The 18,828-nt window shown below is 58.1% G+C and carries 23 protein-coding genes; 20 read left to right on the top strand and 3 right to left on the bottom strand.

Annotated elements, in window-relative coordinates:
- Nucleotides 1–158: 158 nt before the first annotated feature.
- Together ACUXAC_RS05895 and ACUXAC_RS05890 are read right to left on the bottom strand one after the other, a co-directional pair.
- Nucleotides 159–2,336: a VapE domain-containing protein gene (locus tag ACUXAC_RS05895; RefSeq protein ID WP_454266554.1), complete on the bottom strand. Its 2,178-nt coding sequence runs from the start codon at nucleotides 2,334–2,336 to the stop codon at nucleotides 159–161.
- Between the two features lie 3 nt (nucleotides 2,337–2,339).
- The gene (locus ACUXAC_RS05890; protein WP_049233407.1) at nucleotides 2,340–2,540 is read right to left on the bottom strand and encodes a helix-turn-helix transcriptional regulator; all 201 of its coding nucleotides are present in this window, start codon (nucleotides 2,538–2,540) and stop codon (nucleotides 2,340–2,342) included.
- A 134-nt stretch (nucleotides 2,541–2,674) separates the two neighbouring features.
- Between ACUXAC_RS05890 and ACUXAC_RS05885 the strand changes: the two genes are divergently transcribed.
- The 19 genes from ACUXAC_RS05885 (at nucleotide 2,675) to ACUXAC_RS05795 (ending at nucleotide 16,312) form a co-directional block, all read left to right on the top strand.
- Nucleotides 2,675–3,343: a S24 family peptidase gene (locus tag ACUXAC_RS05885; RefSeq protein ID WP_049233409.1), complete on the top strand. Its 669-nt coding sequence runs from the start codon at nucleotides 2,675–2,677 to the stop codon at nucleotides 3,341–3,343.
- Between the two features lie 466 nt (nucleotides 3,344–3,809).
- Entirely contained in the window at nucleotides 3,810–3,989 is a 180-nt protein-coding gene (locus ACUXAC_RS05880) for a hypothetical protein (protein ID WP_342123127.1), read from the top strand.
- A gap of 44 nt (nucleotides 3,990–4,033) precedes the next feature.
- Complete coding sequence (locus ACUXAC_RS05875) at nucleotides 4,034–4,216, top strand: hypothetical protein (protein ID WP_049233412.1); 183 nt, start codon at nucleotides 4,034–4,036, stop codon at nucleotides 4,214–4,216.
- A 9-nt stretch (nucleotides 4,217–4,225) separates the two neighbouring features.
- Nucleotides 4,226–4,744, top strand: a complete 519-nt coding sequence (locus ACUXAC_RS05870) for a hypothetical protein (protein ID WP_454266714.1) — start codon at nucleotides 4,226–4,228, stop codon at nucleotides 4,742–4,744.
- Between the two features lie 84 nt (nucleotides 4,745–4,828).
- Nucleotides 4,829–5,197, top strand: coding sequence for a DUF2528 family protein (locus tag ACUXAC_RS05865; RefSeq protein ID WP_454266553.1), 369 nt, complete (start codon nucleotides 4,829–4,831; stop codon nucleotides 5,195–5,197).
- A gap of 68 nt (nucleotides 5,198–5,265) precedes the next feature.
- On the top strand, nucleotides 5,266–5,400 hold the full coding sequence (locus ACUXAC_RS05860) for a hypothetical protein (RefSeq protein WP_342184443.1): 135 nt from the start codon (nucleotides 5,266–5,268) through the stop codon (nucleotides 5,398–5,400).
- Nucleotides 5,401–5,403: 3 nt separating this feature from the next.
- Complete coding sequence (locus ACUXAC_RS05855) at nucleotides 5,404–6,312, top strand: hypothetical protein (protein ID WP_454266552.1); 909 nt, start codon at nucleotides 5,404–5,406, stop codon at nucleotides 6,310–6,312.
- A 3-nt stretch (nucleotides 6,313–6,315) separates the two neighbouring features.
- On the top strand, nucleotides 6,316–7,629 hold the full coding sequence (locus ACUXAC_RS05850; protein ID WP_454266551.1) for a DUF2800 domain-containing protein: 1,314 nt from the start codon (nucleotides 6,316–6,318) through the stop codon (nucleotides 7,627–7,629).
- A gap of 12 nt (nucleotides 7,630–7,641) precedes the next feature.
- The gene (locus ACUXAC_RS05845) at nucleotides 7,642–8,190 is read left to right on the top strand and encodes a DUF2815 family protein (RefSeq protein ID WP_346421123.1); all 549 of its coding nucleotides are present in this window, start codon (nucleotides 7,642–7,644) and stop codon (nucleotides 8,188–8,190) included.
- A 44-nt stretch (nucleotides 8,191–8,234) separates the two neighbouring features.
- The gene (locus tag ACUXAC_RS05840) at nucleotides 8,235–8,435 is read left to right on the top strand and encodes a hypothetical protein (protein ID WP_319861142.1); all 201 of its coding nucleotides are present in this window, start codon (nucleotides 8,235–8,237) and stop codon (nucleotides 8,433–8,435) included.
- Nucleotides 8,432–9,235, top strand: a complete 804-nt coding sequence (locus tag ACUXAC_RS05835) for an SPFH domain-containing protein (protein WP_454266550.1) — start codon at nucleotides 8,432–8,434, stop codon at nucleotides 9,233–9,235. Before ACUXAC_RS05840 ends, ACUXAC_RS05835 begins: the two co-directional genes overlap by 4 nt.
- Nucleotides 9,236–9,315: 80 nt before the next feature.
- Nucleotides 9,316–9,801, top strand: coding sequence for an NUMOD4 domain-containing protein (locus ACUXAC_RS05830; RefSeq protein ID WP_454266549.1), 486 nt, complete (start codon nucleotides 9,316–9,318; stop codon nucleotides 9,799–9,801).
- A complete protein-coding gene (locus ACUXAC_RS05825; protein ID WP_454266548.1) occupies nucleotides 9,786–11,891 on the top strand; it encodes a DNA polymerase I in 2,106 nt (701 codons plus the stop codon). The genes ACUXAC_RS05830 and ACUXAC_RS05825 overlap by 16 nt, the downstream gene beginning before the upstream one ends.
- A 4-nt stretch (nucleotides 11,892–11,895) precedes the next feature.
- Complete coding sequence (locus ACUXAC_RS05820) at nucleotides 11,896–12,240, top strand: hypothetical protein (RefSeq protein WP_454266547.1); 345 nt, start codon at nucleotides 11,896–11,898, stop codon at nucleotides 12,238–12,240.
- On the top strand, nucleotides 12,237–14,327 hold the full coding sequence (locus tag ACUXAC_RS05815; RefSeq protein ID WP_454266546.1) for a DNA cytosine methyltransferase: 2,091 nt from the start codon (nucleotides 12,237–12,239) through the stop codon (nucleotides 14,325–14,327). The genes ACUXAC_RS05820 and ACUXAC_RS05815 overlap by 4 nt, the downstream gene beginning before the upstream one ends.
- Nucleotides 14,324–14,593 (top strand): VRR-NUC domain-containing protein, encoded by a 270-nt coding sequence (locus ACUXAC_RS05810; protein WP_454266545.1) that lies wholly within the window; start codon nucleotides 14,324–14,326, stop codon nucleotides 14,591–14,593. The genes ACUXAC_RS05815 and ACUXAC_RS05810 overlap by 4 nt, the downstream gene beginning before the upstream one ends.
- Complete coding sequence (locus tag ACUXAC_RS05805; RefSeq protein ID WP_454266544.1) at nucleotides 14,590–14,718, top strand: hypothetical protein; 129 nt, start codon at nucleotides 14,590–14,592, stop codon at nucleotides 14,716–14,718. The genes ACUXAC_RS05810 and ACUXAC_RS05805 overlap by 4 nt, the downstream gene beginning before the upstream one ends.
- A complete protein-coding gene (locus ACUXAC_RS05800; RefSeq protein ID WP_454266543.1) occupies nucleotides 14,715–16,109 on the top strand; it encodes an SNF2-related protein in 1,395 nt (464 codons plus the stop codon). Before ACUXAC_RS05805 ends, ACUXAC_RS05800 begins: the two co-directional genes overlap by 4 nt.
- The gene (locus tag ACUXAC_RS05795; protein WP_046687211.1) at nucleotides 16,109–16,312 is read left to right on the top strand and encodes a helix-turn-helix transcriptional regulator; all 204 of its coding nucleotides are present in this window, start codon (nucleotides 16,109–16,111) and stop codon (nucleotides 16,310–16,312) included. Before ACUXAC_RS05800 ends, ACUXAC_RS05795 begins: the two co-directional genes overlap by 1 nt.
- A 1-nt stretch (nucleotide 16,313) precedes the next feature.
- Here ACUXAC_RS05795 and ACUXAC_RS05790 read toward each other — a convergent pair whose 3' ends face one another.
- Nucleotides 16,314–17,495, bottom strand: coding sequence for a tyrosine-type recombinase/integrase (locus ACUXAC_RS05790; RefSeq protein ID WP_454266542.1), 1,182 nt, complete (start codon nucleotides 17,493–17,495; stop codon nucleotides 16,314–16,316).
- 373 nt (nucleotides 17,496–17,868) lie between these two features.
- Here ACUXAC_RS05790 and ACUXAC_RS05785 point away from each other — a divergent pair, with 373 nt between their 5' ends.
- Nucleotides 17,869–18,819 (top strand): amidohydrolase family protein, encoded by a 951-nt coding sequence (locus ACUXAC_RS05785; protein ID WP_387441302.1) that lies wholly within the window; start codon nucleotides 17,869–17,871, stop codon nucleotides 18,817–18,819.
- Nucleotides 18,820–18,828: the final 9 nt, after the last annotated feature.

Below are 18,828 nucleotides of genomic sequence, written 5' to 3'. Positions count from 1 at the left end.
TGCTACCACCTGCTACCGCCGCTACCGCTCTTTTTGATCCTTATCCTGAAAACGCCTTATATATATAAATGGGGTTTCTAGTAGAAAGGTGGTAGCGGTGGTAGCGGTGGTAGCGCTCTTTTAAAAACATAATGTTACGTGTGCTACCACCTACAAAATCAGGCGGTAGCAGGTGGTTCCGCCCTCACCCATAGCTTGCAGTTTTTGCCTTCCACTCGCCGTACCGCACGTTTGTAGCCGCAATTTTGCAAAACATTACTTATTCGCATTTCTTCACGTTTCCCAATGCTGCGCGGGTCCAGCCCGATGGCGTCCCGCAAAACGTCAGCAGCGCGTAAAAAATCGCGTGTTCGTGGTACTTCGTCGGTCAGGCTGTCGGGAGCATCGAGCCAGTTCTCGACGATTTCGAGCCACGCGTCCTTAATCGTGTGCTGCTCATGTTCCCCTGCCGCCAGCACCTCGGCCTCGTGGAACTGGACACCGCCGAGGCGTTTAAACGTCTCCCGCGCCTCTGCCCAAAGCTGCAGGACGTCTGTTTTAAGCTGCTCGACCAGCACCCTGCCGACGCGCAGCGGCAGCCACCGGCGGTTACCGGTGTCGTCCGCGAGGAACTCGTCCTGGTTTGTGGTGCCGATGAACACCAGCCGGCGCGGGAACTGCGTGGCGAACTCCCGGTATTTGGGGATCCAGTTCTCGTGCGTGCGGGTGATAAAGGCCTTGATGGATTCCAGCTCTTTGGTGTGCAGGCCTCGCAGCTCGCCAATCTCCGCCACCAGACGCCCGCGCATCTTGCGCGCCAGGTCGTCGTCTTTTTCGGCAAAAGATATTTCAGTGAAGAACGACGGATCCGGCGACAGCGCCGCCACGCCGGTGGACTTCCCGCAGCCCTGCGGACCGACGAGGATCGGCACCATGTCTGCCTTGCAGCCGGGCGCCAGTACACGGCCGGCGAGCGCCGTCCACGTATAGAGCGACACCGCTCGGCAGTATGCCGATGGCTCAACGCCAAAATAGTGCTGGAAGAAACTGTCGATGCGCGGCACGCCGTCCCATTTGAGCGACTCGAGCCAGGTCATGGCGCTGTCGAACGGCTGTTCGTCGGCCGCCAGCATGACAACGTCGCGGATCAGCTCCTTGCCCACCGCCTCGAAGCTGCGGCGCTCCAGGGTGATGCGTAGGCGCGAATAGTCGGCGTCGGCGAATGGCTGCCACTGGTCGCTGTTCTCGGGCGCGAACATGATTTCGTCGCGGAACTGGTCAAAGCGGATCTGCACGCCGCAGAAGTCCGGGCGCATCACCGCCTTGGCGACGTTGTCGATGGTGGCCTTGATCTGCCCCGTCTTCTCGTTGCGAATGAACGCCGGCAGCGGCGGCTTTTCCGTCGGCGCGACGGGTATCACGTCGAAATCGTTGTCGCGGATGCCGATCGCGTTGAGGAAGTCTCCGTCGTTGCGGTGCGCACAGCTGGCGTGCAGGCAGCGGAAATGCCCCTGCTCAAACCCGCCGGTGCCCGCAGGGAAATACGCGGTAGCGGTGTTGTCGGCGCTCTCGGTGCTGTGGCCGTCCTCGAATGGGCAGCGAATATAACGCTCACCGCCGGCGCCCCAGTCGAGTGTCCAGTCGTTCGCATCGAGGTAGTCGGCCGTCTCGTCCGTGGCGCCAGCGTCGCGCGCGCTGCGGTCGCGCAGCCGCCCTTCTTTCTCGACGACGGTCTCACCAACGCCGAACACGGTCTCCAGCATGCACCACACGGCTTCGAAGTCGTCGGCGCCCAGCACGGGGACCTCGTCTGGCAGGCCGCCGTCCCACTCGTAGCGGGCGCCGCTCGGGTGCGTGCCCAGCGCAACGAACTGCTGGCCGGTGGCCAGGAACTCGACATTGCCGGCTTCGGTGCGCAGGATGCGTTTCGACATCTGGCCTTCGAGCTGGAACGCCAGCAAGAATTTCGGGCTGTTGGCGCGCATGCGTTTGGGCAGCGGGCCGATCATGGTGGTGACCGCGCTGAGAATGGCGTCGGCAACAACCGGGTCGGACACGTCCACATCCAGCGCGCGGACGGTGCGTGTCTGCAGCAGGATGCCGTAATCGGGTTGCTTCGCCCAGCGGCCGACGTCGTCATCGGTGCTGGTGCGCGCGGTCCAGTCCTTCAGGCCGGCAACCATGCCCTGCCCGTTGTAATGGCTCGGCGTCTTGCCGGTGGTCTTGAGCTTGCTGGTCGGCGAGATCGGCGCATCAGGGCGCGACACAACCGGCAGCAGATCGGGGGTCAGCCCCAGCACGAACGAAAAGTGGAACCAATCATCCGGCGCGGCGCCCCATATTTGTTGTTTTGGCATGGGTTACGCCTTATCGTTATCTACTTGTTTCGCGTGAAAATCTTCAAGTGCCCGAATAGTAGACATTCTCGGGTCTTTATGCTTACCGGATAGCAAACGGGACAGGATACTTTGCCGCACGCCAGTATGTTCTTGAATCTGCATTTGGGTGAAACCTGCGTCGACCAGGGATTTCACGATTTCTTGGGGTGTTTTATGTGCCATGTTGAGGCTCCTCTTTGATTGCTTAACTATACGAAACCGTATAAATAAAGCAATACGAAATCGTTAAATTGGATCTGTTAAAATATCCGTTAGCGTATAGTTGGCGCGAATTTTATACATAAGGCGCGATACCAATGAATAACGAAACTGATATTTTAGAAAGGAACATCAAGCACTTAATGGATAAGGCGGGGATATCCAACACCACCGAATTGTCTAGACGTTTGCGGATGAACCAGCCGACCCTGCATAGACTGCTGTCAGGTGAAGTTAAAGACCCGAAATACGGAGTCCTAAAACAGATAGCTGATTTCTTTAAGATCGAGGTAAAGGACCTGGTCGAAACCGATATGCCAGCAGGGGGCGAATACTCCACCACTGGCACCATAGAATTAGCGTTCGCAAAGGTACCTGTCGTAGGGGGTGCACAGCTAGGTGAAGGTGTTGTGTGGGCCGACCTACAATACCCTGTAGGCCAGGGAGATGGTTTTCTACGCTGGCCTACCAAGGACCCGAACGCCTATGCATTGCGCTGCGCCGGCGACTCAATGACCCCCCGCATAAAAGAAGGCGAGTTCGTAGTAGTCGAGCCTAACCATAGCTACAGCCCGGGGGATGAAGTGTTGTTGGTGACAGACCAAGAGGAGGCAATGGTAAAAACGTTCCTTTATACCAGAGATGGCTACGTGCACCTGTCCTCGATCAATGAAGCACATCCCCCGATAAAACTTGAAGTGCCTAAAATTGCTAAAATTCACTATGTTGCAGGTGTCGCAAAATCTGCTCTGTGGTGCCAAGAATAAAACCTCTCCAAATCAATACCGTATAGCAAGCCGCCTCTATGGCGGCTTTTTTATTTGCAAATAAATACAAAAACGGATTGCAAGGTCATCCGTTAATGTATATAAATACGTAAACGCATAAACATAGCGTTTACCAGATAGTCGAACGGCGCGACTTTAAACCATGCGTCGGAACCGCGGCGGGGCAAGGAGCCGGCAATGCGGGGCAAAGTGAACTTATCAACAAAGGAGATCAAGCCAATGAAGCAGTAAATCGGTTCATGGCCTACAGGTCAGCCACGCGACGACGGTGTTACAGGTCGGGTTCCCACGGCGACGCAGTGAGGGAAAGGAGGCGTAAAGCATCACTAAGTAACCGGTTAGCGCCCGGCGAACGCACAAGCAGCTTAAAACGACGAGTGGATTTACCCTGCCGCTGCCAGTGTGGGGCGGTAGGCATAAAACCACTACAGCAGAGGGTTACACGATGACGCTTGAATTCACAGTTTTGGCTGGAAAGCCAGATGACGACGATGGCCGCTACTGCGAGAACATCAAGTATTGCAACAGCGCCGAAAGCTTCGAGGCGGCGCAGAAAATTATCTCGGATAACAAGCTGTACACGTATCCGATTTGCCGCATCGAAGTGACTGGATTTTCCAGCTAACACCCACCGCGCCCTACGGGGCGCACCAACAGGACCACCACACCATGAAATCCCTACATTTCATCCATTCAGGCGTCAGCGGCTGCGCCGAAGTGTCTGGCGCCACCGTATTTGTGCGCTACGCCGGCGCCGGTTTCCACCTGTCGGCCGCCAAAGATGGCCTGCGCAAGAAGATCATGGCCGAGCTGGCAAAAGCTGGCCTGCTGCCGAAAACAATCCGATCGTGAGGTTATACGATGCAAATAACGATTAAAGCTGCCCATTTTTTAGCGGCATTCAAAACAATGGCAGTAAAGGATGTTCGCTATTACCTGAATGGCATGTTCTTCGATGCGAAAGATAAAAAACTGGTCGCAACAGATGGCCACCGAATGTTTGTTGGCGAGCACTCCGGGGTAAAGGACAGCGTGATCGTGTCGTTCAAAGGCAAGCCCCCTGCTCGATTTGATTTCGCGGAGATCGATACGGATGCCGGACACACCCTTTGTTACCTCAAAGGCGACATTGTTGGCTTATTGCCCTGCAATATCGTCGACGGGCGCTACCCTGATTGGCGACGCGTCGCGGAGGGATTCAAGACCGCGAAAATCGACTCTGTCGGCTTTAACGCAGATTATGTCAAAGACGCGCTTACCCTTGCGAAACTGTTCAACACGCATAAAGCCTGCAAATTTGAATTCCAAGGTGTAACAGGCGCAACGCGCATCACGTATAGCGAAAGCGCCTACCTAATGTTAATGCCCGCCCGGGTGTAACCCCTGAATCATCCATTGCTGTGAGAAGCATTTGCCCCGCGCGCGCCGGGGCTTTTTTCTTTTCAGACCCCAACTGGAGGCACCATGCCGAACCTTAAGCGCTATGAAGTCGAATACGACTGGAAAGGCTCTCTGATCGTTGAAATCAACCACGATGTAATGACGGACGAAAAACTGCATGAAATTAACGGCTTTTGGTCCAACAACGCCTACCGAATCACGAAGCAGGGCAGCGTTTTAAACGCAGTGCTGGCCATGCTCGCCCAAACGGCATTCCTGATCCAAATCAGCAACGACTACAACACCTACGGCGTGGTCAGCGCATTCTCATGGGAGAACGGCGAGGGGCAAGAAGGCTGGCCCCCTATGGACGGCTCCGAAGGTATCAAGATCATCGACTGCCAAATCGACTTATTCGATACCGACGACATGACCATAACAGCCGCTAAATAGCGGCTTTTTTTCTATCTGAAAGCCGATCGTCGCCGGTCGGTTCCCTGATAGCAAAAGGAGCCTACCCCATGAATTCCTTGAAACAGATGCAACACCGTCACCGTGTGACTGGTGCGGATTTTCACACCCCGAAAACAGGCGGCCTGCGCTTTCTGGCGGCGCTGCTCTTAATGACAACTTTCCTTCTCCTTGTAGCGAGGTAACCCATGAGCCTGGAATCAAATCTCGAGTTAAACAACAAGCTGGTCGCCGAACAGAACGGCCTGCTAACCAAACTGCTGGCGGCGCTGGCCGGCGGCAAAACCTTCACCGCGGATACGCCGCACCAGCCAAAAGCCGAAACGCCTGTCGATAAGAAAGACAGCGCAGGGCCGTTCTACCTGCGACGCACCGCCGACGGCGCGTTGAATCAGGTCGGCACCGAGTCGGCACGCGACAGCATGCTCTCCGATGGTTATGTCGAAATCGGCAAAGCGCAGTTCCAGCAGCTGAAGGAAGAAGCCGAAAAAACACAGGTCAAGCCGGTTACCCTGGAAGATCAGCCGCTGCCGGTCGCTGTGGCGCTGGCCGTTATCTATGGCGCTAAACCCGCCGTTTCGCTGACACCTGAAATGATGGCCCATGCCATCAACATCACCGAAACCACCAACGGCGACGAACGTGACGCGCAGATCGACGCGCTGACGATGGCGCTGAAAGGCGTTGACCGCGCGACCAAACTGCACGGCGCCGGCGTGTTCGACCTCGCCCTGCAGATGGTTGAGCATTGGGACGCGCTGCCGGGCATCACCGAGCGCCGCGCCTACGCCGACCTGCTGCTGGATACCCCGAAAGAGAAGCGCGCCGACGTGAAGCCTGCCAAGCCGAAGGCATCGGCCAAAGGCAAAAACACCGGTACGGTAACCGCTACCGCCGGGGGCGAAGCGCCGGACGCTGCCGCGCTGCTGGATAAAGGCAAACAGCTAATCATCCAGAAAATTGCACCGAAGGCACCGGCGGACCTGCGCAAAACGCTGGATCTGTTCGGCTTGAAGAAACTCACCGACTGCCCGGAAGAAAAACTGCCAGACGTTGTTGCGGCGCTGGAGCAGCTGGCCGAATCCCTGGAGGCGTGATCCATGCCTGAGCAACATGCACGACTCAGCCCCTCAGGGGCTGAAAAATGGATGAACTGCGCCGGCAGCCTGGCGATGGAAGCCGGGCTGGTTGACGAGGGTTCCGAGTTCGCGCTGGAGGGCACCGCGGCGCACGCGCTGGCGGAGATCGTCCTGCGCAACCGGCTGGACCCGACGCTGGTAGGCATTGAGCTGCAGGGCGGCCAGAACGCCACCGACTACATCGGTACCTATCCGCTCGCAAAAGGTGAAGGCAGCGCCGGGCCGCAGGTCACTGACGACATGGCCGAGTTCGTACAGCGGTATGTCGATACGGTATGGGCACTGGCCGACGGCAATAGTCTGCTGGTTGAGCAGCGCGTCGATTTCTCCGAGGTGGTCGGCGTACCGGAGCAATTCGGGACCGCCGATGCCGTCATTATCACCCCTACCGAGCTGCAGGTGCACGATCTGAAGTTCGGCCGCGGCGTGAAGGTGGATGCGGTGAACAACAAGCAGCTGCAGCTATACGCTCTCGGCGCGCTGGAGCAGTTCGGAATGCTGCAGGACTTTGAAACCGTCCGCATGTTCATTCACCAGCCGCGGATCGGAAACGAATCAGAATGGGCGATCAGCGTCGAGGAACTGCGCGCGTTTGGCGAACAGGCGCGCGAGGCCGCCGCCGCTGCCATCGTCACGGCGAACATTGCCGAGTGCGAAGGCATCGACACGTTGCCGGCCGACGTATTCAACCCGGGCGAAAAACAATGCCGCTGGTGCAAAGCGGCCGGCGGCCGGTGCAAAGCCGAAGCGCAGCATCATCTCGACACGATGGCGGGCGACTTCGTAGACCTCACGCAGCCGCTGGCGCCGCAGCTGGCTACCGCCGGGCAGCGCGTCGCGGTGCTGACACCAGAAGAACTGGCCGCGCTCTACCAAAACGTGGACGCGATCGAAGGCTTCTGCAAAGGTCTGCGCGGGCGCGTCAACAGCGAACTTGCCGCCGGGCGCGCGGTGCCGGGGTTCAAATTGGTGGAAGGCAAGCAAGGTAACCGCGCCTGGAGTGATGAAGAGGCCGCACGCGCATTGCTGAAAGACACCTTCCGCTACAAGAACGAGGAAGTGTTCGACTTCAAGCTGATCAGCCCAACCAAGGCCGAGAAGCTGATCAAGAAGGAGAAGCCACGCCGCTGGACGAAAGTTGAAGCCCTGATCACCCGCGCCGATGGCAAGCCCGCCGTCGCCCCCGAATCCGATCCGCGCCCTGCGCTGGTCATTAATCACGAAAACGACTTTGAAAACGTGGACGCCGTAGAGGCAGCCGCGGAATTTATCTGAGGAGATCACCCTATGAAAGTGAAATTGAACAACGTCCGCCTGGCCTTCCCTGCTCTGTTCGAACCAAAAGCCGTTAATGGTGAAGGTGAACCGCGCTTCTCCGCCGCATTCATCTTCGACCCTAAACACCCTGCGGTGGCCGAGATCGAGAAGGCAATCGAAGCCGTGGCGAAGGAAAAATGGGGTGCTAAGGCCGACGGCGTGCTGAAAACGTTGCGCTCTACCCTGAAAGTCTGCCTGCACGACGGAGACGAAAAAGCCGAATACGAAGGCTATCCGGGCAACAAGTTCGTCTCAGCCTCCAACAAAGCGCGGCCGCGCGTGGTAGACCGCGACAACTCCATCCTGGTGCAGGCCGACGGCCGCCCTTACGCCGGCTGCTATGTCAACGCAGTGATCGACATCTGGGCGCAGGACAACAACTTCGGCAAACGCATCAACGCCTCCTTGGGCGGTGTGCAGTTCCTGCGTGACGGCGACGCCTTCGCGGGCGGAGGTGTAGCCGGCGAAGACGACTTCGACAACATCGAGGAAGGCACCGACGCGGGCGAGTTCGTTTAACCCTTCACTCCCCCGGCCGCGCGCCGGGGGCGGAGTTCTCCCGAATGCGAATTTATCTATCGGTATTGCTGATCGTGGCAATGGCCGCGGCCGTCTACGGCTTCGTCGTGCCGTCGCTGATTTCGGCGCGTTTCTCTTTTGCGGTGCTGCTCGGTTTCGCGATCGGCGCCCTGTTCCCCGCTGTGGTCGCCTTTGTGGCCTACCGGCTTTTGTACCTCCCCATCACAAGGAAATTTAAGCGATGAAGAAAATCATTATGGCTGCTGCGCTGGCACTGTCCGCCCTGGCTCTCACTGGCTGCGAGCGCGCCACTGTGCCGGCCGGCTATGTCGGCGTGAAAGTGGACCTGTACGGCGACACCAAAGGCGTACAGCAGCAGGAAGTGGGCGTCGGTAAATACTGGCTGACCTGGAACGAGGAAATTTACCAGTTCCCGACCTTCAACCAGCTGCATGTCTACGATCAGCCGTTCAACTTCCAGACCAAAGACTCGATGAGCGTGTCGGCAAAAGTCGGCGTCGAGTACTACGTTGACCAGAGCAAGGTCTCGAAGGTGTTCCAGACCTACCGCAAGGGGGTTGAGGAGATCACCAGCGTTAACATCCGGCAGAACATCGCCGACGCGCTGATCAAAGACTCCGGCACGATGGACATCGGCACCCTGGCAGGCGAAGGCCGCACGCAGCTGCTGGATAACGTGACCAAGGCCGTTAAGGCCAAGCTCGACCCGATCGGCATCATCATCGTGAAGCTGAGCTGGACCGACGATCTGAAGTATCCGCAGCAGGTTACCGACTCCATCAACGCCAAGATCGAGGCCACACAGAAAACGCTGCTGCGCGAGAACGAGATCGCCCAGACCAAAGCCGAAGCGCAGAAAACCATTGAGGCGGCGCGCGGTGAAGCGGAATCCAACGTGTTGCGCGCCGAGGCGCTTCGCAAAAACCCTGAAGTGCTGCAGCTGGAAGCAATCGGCAAGTGGAACGGCGAACTGCCGCAGTACATGACCAGCGGCGCCAGCGCGCCATTCATCCAGGTTAAATAAGCCCCCAACCCGGCCCCGCGCCGGGTGTTTTGGAGAGCGGGCGATCGCCTGCTGCCCAAAGCATCGTACAGGGGAAAATTATGAGCGAGATTTGGAAGCCCGTTAAGGGTTACGAAGAGCGCTACGAGGTTAGCGATCTTGGCCGAGTACGCAGCATAGCTTTCATGCAACGCTATTTACTCCGCACTGGCGTTGAAGCTTTTCGCCAAACAAAGCCAAAAATCATAGCGCAGCAGACCACCAACAGCGGCTATGCACTGGTCCATCTGCATCTGAACGGGCACCGCGAAGCCAAAACAGTGCACAGTCTTGTGGCGAAAGCCTTTCTGAAAGGTGCCAGCGAAACAGTTAACCACATTAACGGGAATAAGCTGGATAACCGTTTGATAAACCTGGAATGGGCCACCTATCAGGAAAATCATCAGCATGCTGTCGCTACAGGATTGAACCGACAGGCGATACAGGTATTACACCCAGTCACAGGTGAGATTTACCCATCAATTAGCCAAGCGGCGAAAGCCAGTGGCGTAAACCATAGGACGGCGGCAACATGGAAACGACTTTAGAACCGCTGTTCGCGGACTTGGAAACCTTCAGCCCGACGCCGATCAACTGTGGCACGCATCGCTACGCCGAAAACGCCGAGGTCATGCTATTCGCCTGGGCGATCGGCGATGGCCCGATCAACGTGTGGGACCTGACCACCGGTGCCCTTATGCCGGCTGCCCTTCGCGAAGCGTTGGACGACCCTCGAGTCATGACGGTATGGCACAACGGCGGCATGTTCGACACCGTTGTGCTGCAACATGCTATGGGGGTCGACATCCCGCTGGAGCGTCAGCACGATACGTTGGTGCAGGCGCTGGCGCACGGGCTCCCCGGTTCGCTCGGCCAACTGTGCGAAATATTCAACGTGCCGACCGACCAGTCCAAAGATAAAGCCGGTAAACAGTTGATTCAGCTCTTCTGCAAGGAGCGCCCGAAGAACAGCAAGCTCAGGCGCGCAACGCGAGATACGCACCCGGCAGAGTGGCAGCGCTTTGTCGAGTACGCCGGTTCAGATATTGCCGCAATGCGCTTACTTTACAAACAAATGCCGCGCTGGAATCTCAACGCCTTTGAAACTGCGCTATGGCGCCTGGATCAGCGCATCAACCGCCGCGGTATGTGCATGGATATGGTGCTGGCTGAAAACGCACTGGCGGCAGTGGACGCTGAGCAGATGCGTTTGGCTGAGCTGACGCAGGAAATGACCGACGGCGAAGTACAGGCGGCCACGCAGCGCGACGCCATGCTGCGCCATATTGCAGAGGCGTTCGGCATATTTCTACCGGATATGCAGAAAAGCACGCTCGAACGCCGTATTAACGACCCCGATCTGCCCGTGGCGCTGCGCGAGTTGCTCGCGGTTCGTCTGGCATCATGCACGTCCAGCACCAGCAAATATAAAGCCCTGCTCAAATCCGTCAGCAGCGACGGTCGTCTACGTGGCACGAAACAGTTCTGTGGCGCCAGCCGGACCGGGCGCTGGGCCGGTCGGCTTTTTCAGCCGGACAACCTCCCGCGCCCGACGATGAAGCAGGAACAAATCGATCAGGGCATCGAAGCACTGAAACTCGGTGTTGCCGATCTGGTGTTCGACAACATCATGGAACTGACCAGCTCAGCGTTGCGCGGCTGCATCATGGCGCCGCCGGGTAAAAAGCTGGTCGTCAGCGACCTGTCGAACATCGAGGGCCGGTTCCTGGCCTGGCTGGCCGGTGAGGAATGGAAGCTGCAGGCGTTCCGCGATTACGACAACGTTATCGGCACCGACGAGAACGGCGAGCCAATACGCGCCGGCCACGACCTCTACAAACTAGCCTACGCCCGCGCGTTCAATATGACACCCGAGGACGTCGATAAGGCAATGCGTCAGATCGGCAAGGTGATGGAACTGGGGCTAGGATTCGGCGGCGGCGTGGCGGCATTCGTGACGTTCGCGCTGGTCTACGGGCTTGACCTCGAAGACCTGGCCGATGCCGCGCTGCCGAACATCCCGATCGCCATCCAGCGAGAGGCGCAAAGTTGGTGGCAGGCGTCGGTTAAGCAGAAAAAAACCTACGGTCTGTCTGAGCGCGTGTTCATAACCTGCGACTCACTGAAGCGCCTGTGGCGCAACGCACACCCTGAAACGGTCAGCCTGTGGTCAGAACTCGAGAACGCCGTGCGCCGTGCCATAGCGCAGCCTGGTAAGCAGTTCAACTGCCGGCGGTTGAAGGTGCGCAAAGACGGCTCATGGCTTCGCATCGCGCTCCCCTCCGGCCGCGTAGTCTGCTACCCCGGCGCGGCGATCGTCAAAGGCGATATTACCTACATGGGCGTGAACCCCTATTCGCGCAAATGGCAGCGCCTTAAAACCTACGGTGGGAAACTGGTGGAAAACGTCACCCAGGCCGGGGCGCGTGATGTACTGGCCGGCAACATGCCGGCGATCGAGGCTAGAGGCTATGAGATCGTGCTGACGGTGCACGATGAAGTGATCACCGAGGCGCCGGACAGGGATTTCTACTCCCACGACCAGCTAAGCCGGCTGCTCGCCACTAATCCCGAATGGGCGCCAGACCTGCCGCTTAACGCCGGCGGGTTTGAGGCCTATCACTATCGGAAGGACTAATTCGATGACTGAAAGTTTCGCCATAATCCTGCGCGTTACCGATGGAGCTATTGAAGAATCTGCGCTGGTTTTTCGCTTGGGAGAGTTAGCGTCCAAAGTACAGCTTCCCTCTGATGTAGCAGCGATTATTTCTCAACTTCTCCCCGACAGTGCCATCCCAACTGCAAGCACAGTGTGGCCAGCTGAAGTCGAGTTTTTGTTCTCCCAGTGTGACGCTGAACTACTGCCAAATCATCTGCAGCACAAACTGCGTCACCATATAAACCGCTTGAAGCTGGAAGGTTCGCCGGAACAGGCAATCATCCAGACGGCAAAAACGTTAACTGCAGCGATGAGGGCAGTTTCATGACCCGAGAACTAATGATCGATAATTTCGCCGGTGGTGGCGGTGCGAGCACAGGTATTGAGCTTGCGACAGGTCGCAGCGTCGACATCGCGATTAACCATGACGTTAACGCGATCGCGATGCACACCACCAATCACCCAGAAACGCTGCATTACTGCGAATCAGTGTTCGATATCGACCCGGTGACCGCGACCGCCGGCCGACCGGTAGGTTTGGCGTGGTTCAGCCCCGATTGCCGGCATTTCAGTAAAGCCAAGGGCAGCGCGCCGGTTAAAAAAGAGATCCGCGGACTGGCTTGGATAGTCATTCGCTGGGCACTGCGCACCCGGTTCCGCTGCGGTTATCTCGAAAATGTTGAAGAGTTCAAGACCTGGGGGCCACTGGTTGCCGATGCTGACGGCAATGAACGGCCGTGCTCAGCGCGGTCAGGGGAGACGTTTCAGGCATTCGTCGCGATGCTTTCGAATGGCATCAGGGCAAATCACCCGGCGCTGTCTGAATGCTGCGAAACCCTGGGTATTGAGATAGGTAGCGATGACCATCAGCGCCTGATTCATGGGCTGGGCTATGCCGTGGATTTTCGAGAGCTGCGGGCATGCGATTACGGCGCACCAACTATCCGCAAGCGTTTTTTCATGGTGATGCGCTGCGATAGTAAACCTGTCGTGTGGCCAGAGCCAACACATGGCGATCCGGAATCGCTGGAAGTGCAAAGCGGTAAGTTGAAGCCCTGGCGCACGGCCGCAGAGTGCATTGACTGGTCTATCCCATGCCCGAGCATTTTTGAGCGCAAGCGCCCGCTGGCCGAAAACACACTGCGCCGCATCGCGCGAGGTCTACAGCGCTTCGTTCTGGACTCTCCGGCACCGTTCATTGTGAAGTGCAACCACACCAGCACGAAGACAATTTACGATTGTTTCCGAGGTCAATCGCTGGCTGAACCGCTTCAGACCATAACAAAAACTCACGGTTATGCCTTGGTGGCGCCCCATATCACCAAATTCCGCACCGGTGCCACTGGGCAGGAGTGCGATGAACCGATCTCTACCATTACGGCTGGTAGCTCCGATCGTCCTGGTGGTAATGGTCATGCGCTGGGAATGGTTGAGGCAACGCTGACGCCATTCATCGCCGGTGCTGGAGGCTCAGAATATCAGGGTAAACCTCGCGTTGCGGATCAGCCGCTGCACACGGTTCTCAAAGAATCACATGCGGCCTTGGTTACGCCATACATCGCGCGTATCGGGCAGACTGGATTTGGCGGCGATCGCATGTCGTATGGTGCGAAGGATCCGCTGACTACTGTCACAAGCAAAGCGGAACACTTGCTGGTGGCGCCGGTTATCGCCCGTCAATTTGGCGCCAGCGTTGGTCATGGCGCTGACGAACCGAGCGGCACAGTCACCGCTGGCGGTGGCGGTAAAAGCCAACTGGTATCAGCGTTTTTGGCGAAGCACTACGGTGGTAATTATACCGGCCCCGGTGCGGGACTAGATGAGCCGGCACACACCGTAACGACTACAGACCATCATGCCATTGTCGCCGCACACCTTTTGGTTAACAACACGGGGCATCCAGGCGGAGCCGCCGACGCCCCCGCGCATACAGTTACAACTGGTAATCACCACGCGCTTGTATCTTCGCACCTTGTAAAGCTGCGCGGAACATGCAAGGACGGCCAGGCTGTGACGGAACCGATGCCGACAATTACGGCCGGTGGCCTGCATATCGGCGAAGTGCGTGCATTTCTACTGAAGTATTACGGAAACGAGAGAGAGGGACTGAACATCGAAGACCCGCTTCACACCGTGACAAGCCGTGGCCGGTTTGGTTTGGTGACGGTTGCCGGCGTCGATTATCAGATCGTCGATATTGGTATGCGCATGCTCCAGCCCCATGAACTCTACGCTGCGCAGGGTTTTCCGGGTTGGTACATCATCGACCAAGACTACCGCGGCGTAAAATATGCGAAAGATAAGCAGGTAGCGCGTTGTGGCAATGCAGTACCTCCGCCGTTCGCCGAAGCCCTTGTGCGGGCAAACCAGCCGGAGCTATGCGCAACTGTCGCTGGTCAGGAGGCGGCTGCATGACCTATATCCGCGAATCAACGATCGAGCGGCACCTGGTAGCACAGGTTAAAGCCGCCGGCGGTACCGCCTATAAATTTACCTCACCCGGGCGCCGCAGTGTGCCCGATCGTCTGGTGTTACTCCCTGGCGGTCGGGCTGTGTTCGTCGAGTGCAAAGCGCCTGGCGAACAGCCGCGGCCCGATCAGGTGCGCGAGCATGAGAAATTACGCAAACTCGGCTTCAAGGTCGTGGTTTTGGACAGTAAAAATCTTGAGGGTATATTGTGAAAGGTTCGAACATTCTCAACTGGACACGGCGCGCCACCTGGTGCGCCGTTTTTGCATTCTGCGTCAGCTTCTGGCTTGGCGTGTTCGGCTTGGTGCTGATCGCTATTGCTGAGTGGGCGCAATGAGCGGCCGCGTATTCACCCCTCGCCCCTACCAAAACCTCATTATCGACCATGCGCTCCAGGTGCCCCGATCGAACGTCTGGGCGGGTATGGGTATGGGCAAAACTATAGGCACGCTCAGCAGCCTGGAGGCGCTCTACTGCTCCGGTGAAGAGACGCAGCCCACACTCGTTCTGGCGCCGCTGCGCGTGGCGGCCAGCACATGGCCGGACGAGGTCGCAAAATGGGGTCACCTGCGCAACATAGAAATGCAGCCGATCGTCGGCACTGCCAAAGAGCGTGCCGCGGCGCTGCTCAACAGCAACGCCAGCGTGTTCACCACCAACTACGACAACCTGGTGTGGCTGGTTGAGCAGCTCGGCGGCCGCTGGCCATTCGGCACGGTGATCGCCGACGAAAGCACCCGGCTGAAGTCGTTTCGCCTGCGGCAAGGCGGTAAGCGCGCCGCGGCGCTGGCTAAAGTGGCGCACAAGCACGTGCACCGCTGGGTAAATCTAACCGGCACGCCGGCGCCGAACGGCCTGATCGACCTATGGGGCCAGGCATGGTTCGTTGACCGCGGCGAGCGACTGGGACGCACCTTCGGCGCGTTTACCTCGCGCTGGTTCAACAGCATTCAGTTTCCGGGGCAGCAGTGGTCGAAACTGGAACCGTGGCCATACGCGCAGGAGCAGATGCAGGCAGCGCTCGCCGACGTGACGATTTCCCTTGATGCCGCTGACTGGTTCGACATCGACGCACCCATTCACAACGTGATCCGCGTTGAACTGCCGCCAAGGGCGCGCCAGCAATACCAGGATATGGAAAAAGAAATGTTCCTCGAGCTGAACGGCACCGACATCGAAGCGCTGAATGCCGCGGCCAAAACGGTGAAGTGTTTGCAGATCGCCAGCGGCGCCATCTACACAGACGACGCAGGCAGCTGGGCCGAAGTGCACGACGGCAAGCTGCAAGCGCTGGACAGCATCGTGGCCGAAGCCGGTGGCATGCCGGTGCTGGTTGCCTACCACTGGAAACACGACCTAGAGCGGCTGCTAAAGGCGTTTCCCAAAGGCCGCCAGCTCGACGCAGACCCGCAGACGATCCGCGACTGGAACGCCGGCAAGATACCGGTGCTGTTCGCGCACCCGGCCAGCGCCGGCCACGGCCTGAACCTGCAGGATGGCGGCAACATTCTGGTGTTCTTCTCGCACTGGTGGGATCTGGAGCAGTACCAGCAAATCATCGAGCGCATCGGGCCGACGCGCCAGGCGCAAGCCGGCCACCGCCGGCCGGTGTGGATACACCACATCATCGCCGCCGACACCACCGACGAGATGGTGATGGAACGGCGCAATTCTAAACGTGAAGTGCAGGACATCCTGCTGGAAGCCATGAAAAAGAGAGGCATGTGATGGGCGAGAATCCGATCGTATTCACACGGGATATTCTGTCCCGCTATCAAATTTCAGAAAAGACGCTGTGGAAATGGCGAGACAAAGACCAATGCCCAAAGGGGTTTAAGTTGCCCTTTCCGGCGCCGACGATCCCCGGCAGTCCAAACCGCTGGCGCCTTTCCGATGTGCTGACCTGGGAAGACGCCAACAGCGCAAAGTAAGTTACCCTGTAACCCCTTTCACATAATCCCCCCACACTCCCAACCAATGCCGCTGATCGTCCATGTAGTCGTGCAGATTGTAATGCGCCATCGTCCCTGTCATCAGGTGGCCGAGAATCTTCTCGATTACGTGCGGCGGCGCGCCCTGTTCCGACAACTTTGTCGCCAGCGTTCTTCGCAGATCATGCATCGACCACGGCTTCATTCCGGTGCCTTCGAACACGCGCCGCGTGTAGTTTGCGGCAACCTGCGGCTGAACAGGCCTATCAAATTCTTTCCCAGGCATGACCCGCTGTGAGGTAACCACATGGCGGGTATTCACCTTTTCGCGATGGGCCAACAGCAACGCTTTTGCCAGCGGCGGCAGCGCGCGGCGCACCGCCACTCCGGTCTTATACTCCTCTTTCGGCACTGTCCAGGTGTCATCCTCAAAATCAAACCAGTCCCAGCACGCCCGGCGGATCTCCGCGGTGCGGCACCCTGTCAGCAGCATAAAACGGATAATCAGGCGCGCCTCGTCGGTCTGGTGGTCATCCAACCATTGCCAGGTTTGCCGGATCTCTCGATCTGCGAGATAGCGTTTTTTGCGCGTCGGCGCTGTGCCCACGTCACGCGGGCCCAGCCCTTCCAGCGGATTCGCCGCGATATACCCCCGATTAACGCAAAACTTGAACGCGCGTTTACACAGCGATGTCATATAGTTGGCCATGACGCTGCTCTCGATAGCGTCCAGCACCTCAAGCCAGTGCATCCGGGCGGTTGATTCCATCCGCAGTTCGCCCAGCTTGGGTTTGATGTGCTTGCGGTACACCTGCAGGTAATAGTCGATCTTAACCGAACCATTCGGCCGGCAGTATTTGTCGATCCAGTAGTTGAAGGCCTCGTCCACCGTCGGCGACGCATTGCGGGAAAGGCGCTCTAACCGAATTTTTTCGCGAGGATCGAAACCCTCCGTCAACCAACCGCGCAGCACCTGGCGCCGTTCGCGGGCCTGTGAGATAGTCATCGCAGGGTATTCGCCGATCGATAGCTGCACAGGCTCTTTCACCCACCGGTAGCGGTAGAAGAACGTAATTTTGCCGGCTTTGCTGATCCGGGCGTTCAGTCCGTGGCTATCTGAAATGATCTCTATCGCATCGCGTTTTTTACCCAGCGATTTTTTCAGCTTCGTGTCTGTCAACATAGGGGTTGGCTCGTGTTTTTATGTACGCATTAGTGTACACAAAATTAAAGCCTTGCAGATAAATCGAGGGTAAAAACTTAGAGATGAAAGGTAATGATTTGTCCTATCAAGCCAGATAAAACGGGGCTTAAAAGGTAAAGATGTGAAAGGTGGGTACTGAGGGGTAAACCTGCCAAAATGCTTTTCAAGCAGGTGTTCTGATCTCCAGCCCTCCCAATACCGGGAACGCCCGTTCGCGCGCCGTTCCCGGATCAATGCGTGCTCTCACCCTAACCCGTCGGTAGAAAAAATGCCCTCCCTCCAGGGGCTGTCGCGTCGCCTGCCTATACTCTTCTGAACCCGCGGCATCGCCGCGAACTCAGGAGATCGACCGATGCGACTCGACGTACACGCCCACCTGTGGAGCACAGAGTATCTGGATCTTTTGCAAGCGCATGGCGTGCATGAAGTTGCCGCCTATCGGCACCTGGGCGCCGGCCGCACCGAGCGCGAGCTCGACGCGCGTTTCGCCCTGCTGGATAAGGCCGGCATCGACATGCAAATCCTGTCGGCGACGCCGCTGTCGCCGCATCTGGAAGACGAGCAGGCGGCCGTTGATGCCGCGCGCCGGATCAATGATGAATATGCGGAGCTGGTAGCGCGTTATCCCACCCGCTTCCGGGCTATCGCTTCCTTGCCGCTGCCGCATATCGACGCTGCGTTACGCGAGCTTGAAAGGGCCTTTACCCAGCTCAATATGCTGGGCGCCTGCATCACCACCTCAGTGCTCGGGCTGTCTATTGCCAACCCGCTGTTCGAGCCGCTCTATCAGGAACTCAATCGTCGCCGCAGCGTGTTGGCCATTCATCCCGCCGGCCGCGGCGCGCACTCGCCGCTCATCGCCGACTACGCCTTGACCTGGTCGATCGGCGCGCCGATCGAAGACACGGTCGCCGCCATGCACTTTATCCTCAACGGCATTCCTCAACGCTTTCCGGAGATGAAAATCATTGTGCCGCATCTGGGCGGCCTGCTGCCGATGACGCTGGAACGCCTCGACCAGACCGTCGCGTGGGAGGCGCCGAATACGCCGGAACCCCCAAGCCGCGCCGCCCTGCGCATGTGGTACGACACGGTAGGCCACGATCAGGTGCCCGCACTGCAAGCGGCGGCAGCGACGTTCGGCGCACAGCGGTTGCTGTTCGGCACCGATTTTCCGTTCCAACCGGGCGACCTGTTTCAAACCACGGTGAACTACATCCGGCGAGCGGGTTTGCCGGAGGAAGAGGTGAACGCCATTTTGGATCGCAATGCGGCAGCGCTGTTTGGGCTGGGTACAAACTGACACGTCAAG

It is taken from the genome of Serratia sp. 121840015-1, from assembly GCF_053627655.1.
This window is presented reverse-complemented; position numbering and strand designations above follow the sequence as displayed.

Bases quoted from the DNA above. Each gene is read 5' to 3' on its own strand.
- ACUXAC_RS05890 (WP_049233407.1), bottom strand. From the start codon at position 2,540: ATGGCACATAAAACACCCCAAGAAATCGTGAAATCCCTGGTCGACGCA.
- ACUXAC_RS05875 (WP_049233412.1), top strand. From the start codon at position 4,034: ATGAAATCCCTACATTTCATCCATTCAGGCGTCAGCGGCTGCGCCGAA.
- ACUXAC_RS05850 (WP_454266551.1), top strand. From the start codon at position 6,316: ATGCCTGAGCAACATGCACGACTCAGCCCCTCAGGGGCTGAAAAATGG.
- ACUXAC_RS05835 (WP_454266550.1), top strand. From the start codon at position 8,432: ATGAAGAAAATCATTATGGCTGCTGCGCTGGCACTGTCCGCCCTGGCT.
- ACUXAC_RS05880 (WP_342123127.1), top strand. From the start codon at position 3,810: ATGACGCTTGAATTCACAGTTTTGGCTGGAAAGCCAGATGACGACGAT.
- ACUXAC_RS05865 (WP_454266553.1), top strand. From the start codon at position 4,829: ATGCCGAACCTTAAGCGCTATGAAGTCGAATACGACTGGAAAGGCTCT.
- ACUXAC_RS05815 (WP_454266546.1), top strand. From the start codon at position 12,237: ATGACCCGAGAACTAATGATCGATAATTTCGCCGGTGGTGGCGGTGCG.
- ACUXAC_RS05785 (WP_387441302.1), top strand. From the start codon at position 17,869: ATGCGACTCGACGTACACGCCCACCTGTGGAGCACAGAGTATCTGGAT.
- ACUXAC_RS05895 (WP_454266554.1), bottom strand. From the start codon at position 2,336: ATGCCAAAACAACAAATATGGGGCGCCGCGCCGGATGATTGGTTCCAC.
- ACUXAC_RS05800 (WP_454266543.1), top strand. From the start codon at position 14,715: ATGAGCGGCCGCGTATTCACCCCTCGCCCCTACCAAAACCTCATTATC.
- ACUXAC_RS05825 (WP_454266548.1), top strand. From the start codon at position 9,786: ATGGAAACGACTTTAGAACCGCTGTTCGCGGACTTGGAAACCTTCAGC.
- ACUXAC_RS05860 (WP_342184443.1), top strand. From the start codon at position 5,266: ATGAATTCCTTGAAACAGATGCAACACCGTCACCGTGTGACTGGTGCG.
- ACUXAC_RS05790 (WP_454266542.1), bottom strand. From the start codon at position 17,495: ATGTTGACAGACACGAAGCTGAAAAAATCGCTGGGTAAAAAACGCGAT.
- ACUXAC_RS05820 (WP_454266547.1), top strand. From the start codon at position 11,896: ATGACTGAAAGTTTCGCCATAATCCTGCGCGTTACCGATGGAGCTATT.
- ACUXAC_RS05810 (WP_454266545.1), top strand. From the start codon at position 14,324: ATGACCTATATCCGCGAATCAACGATCGAGCGGCACCTGGTAGCACAG.
- ACUXAC_RS05870 (WP_454266714.1), top strand. From the start codon at position 4,226: ATGCAAATAACGATTAAAGCTGCCCATTTTTTAGCGGCATTCAAAACA.
- ACUXAC_RS05840 (WP_319861142.1), top strand. From the start codon at position 8,235: ATGCGAATTTATCTATCGGTATTGCTGATCGTGGCAATGGCCGCGGCC.
- ACUXAC_RS05845 (WP_346421123.1), top strand. From the start codon at position 7,642: ATGAAAGTGAAATTGAACAACGTCCGCCTGGCCTTCCCTGCTCTGTTC.
- ACUXAC_RS05795 (WP_046687211.1), top strand. From the start codon at position 16,109: ATGGGCGAGAATCCGATCGTATTCACACGGGATATTCTGTCCCGCTAT.
- ACUXAC_RS05830 (WP_454266549.1), top strand. From the start codon at position 9,316: ATGAGCGAGATTTGGAAGCCCGTTAAGGGTTACGAAGAGCGCTACGAG.
- ACUXAC_RS05885 (WP_049233409.1), top strand. From the start codon at position 2,675: ATGAATAACGAAACTGATATTTTAGAAAGGAACATCAAGCACTTAATG.
- ACUXAC_RS05855 (WP_454266552.1), top strand. From the start codon at position 5,404: ATGAGCCTGGAATCAAATCTCGAGTTAAACAACAAGCTGGTCGCCGAA.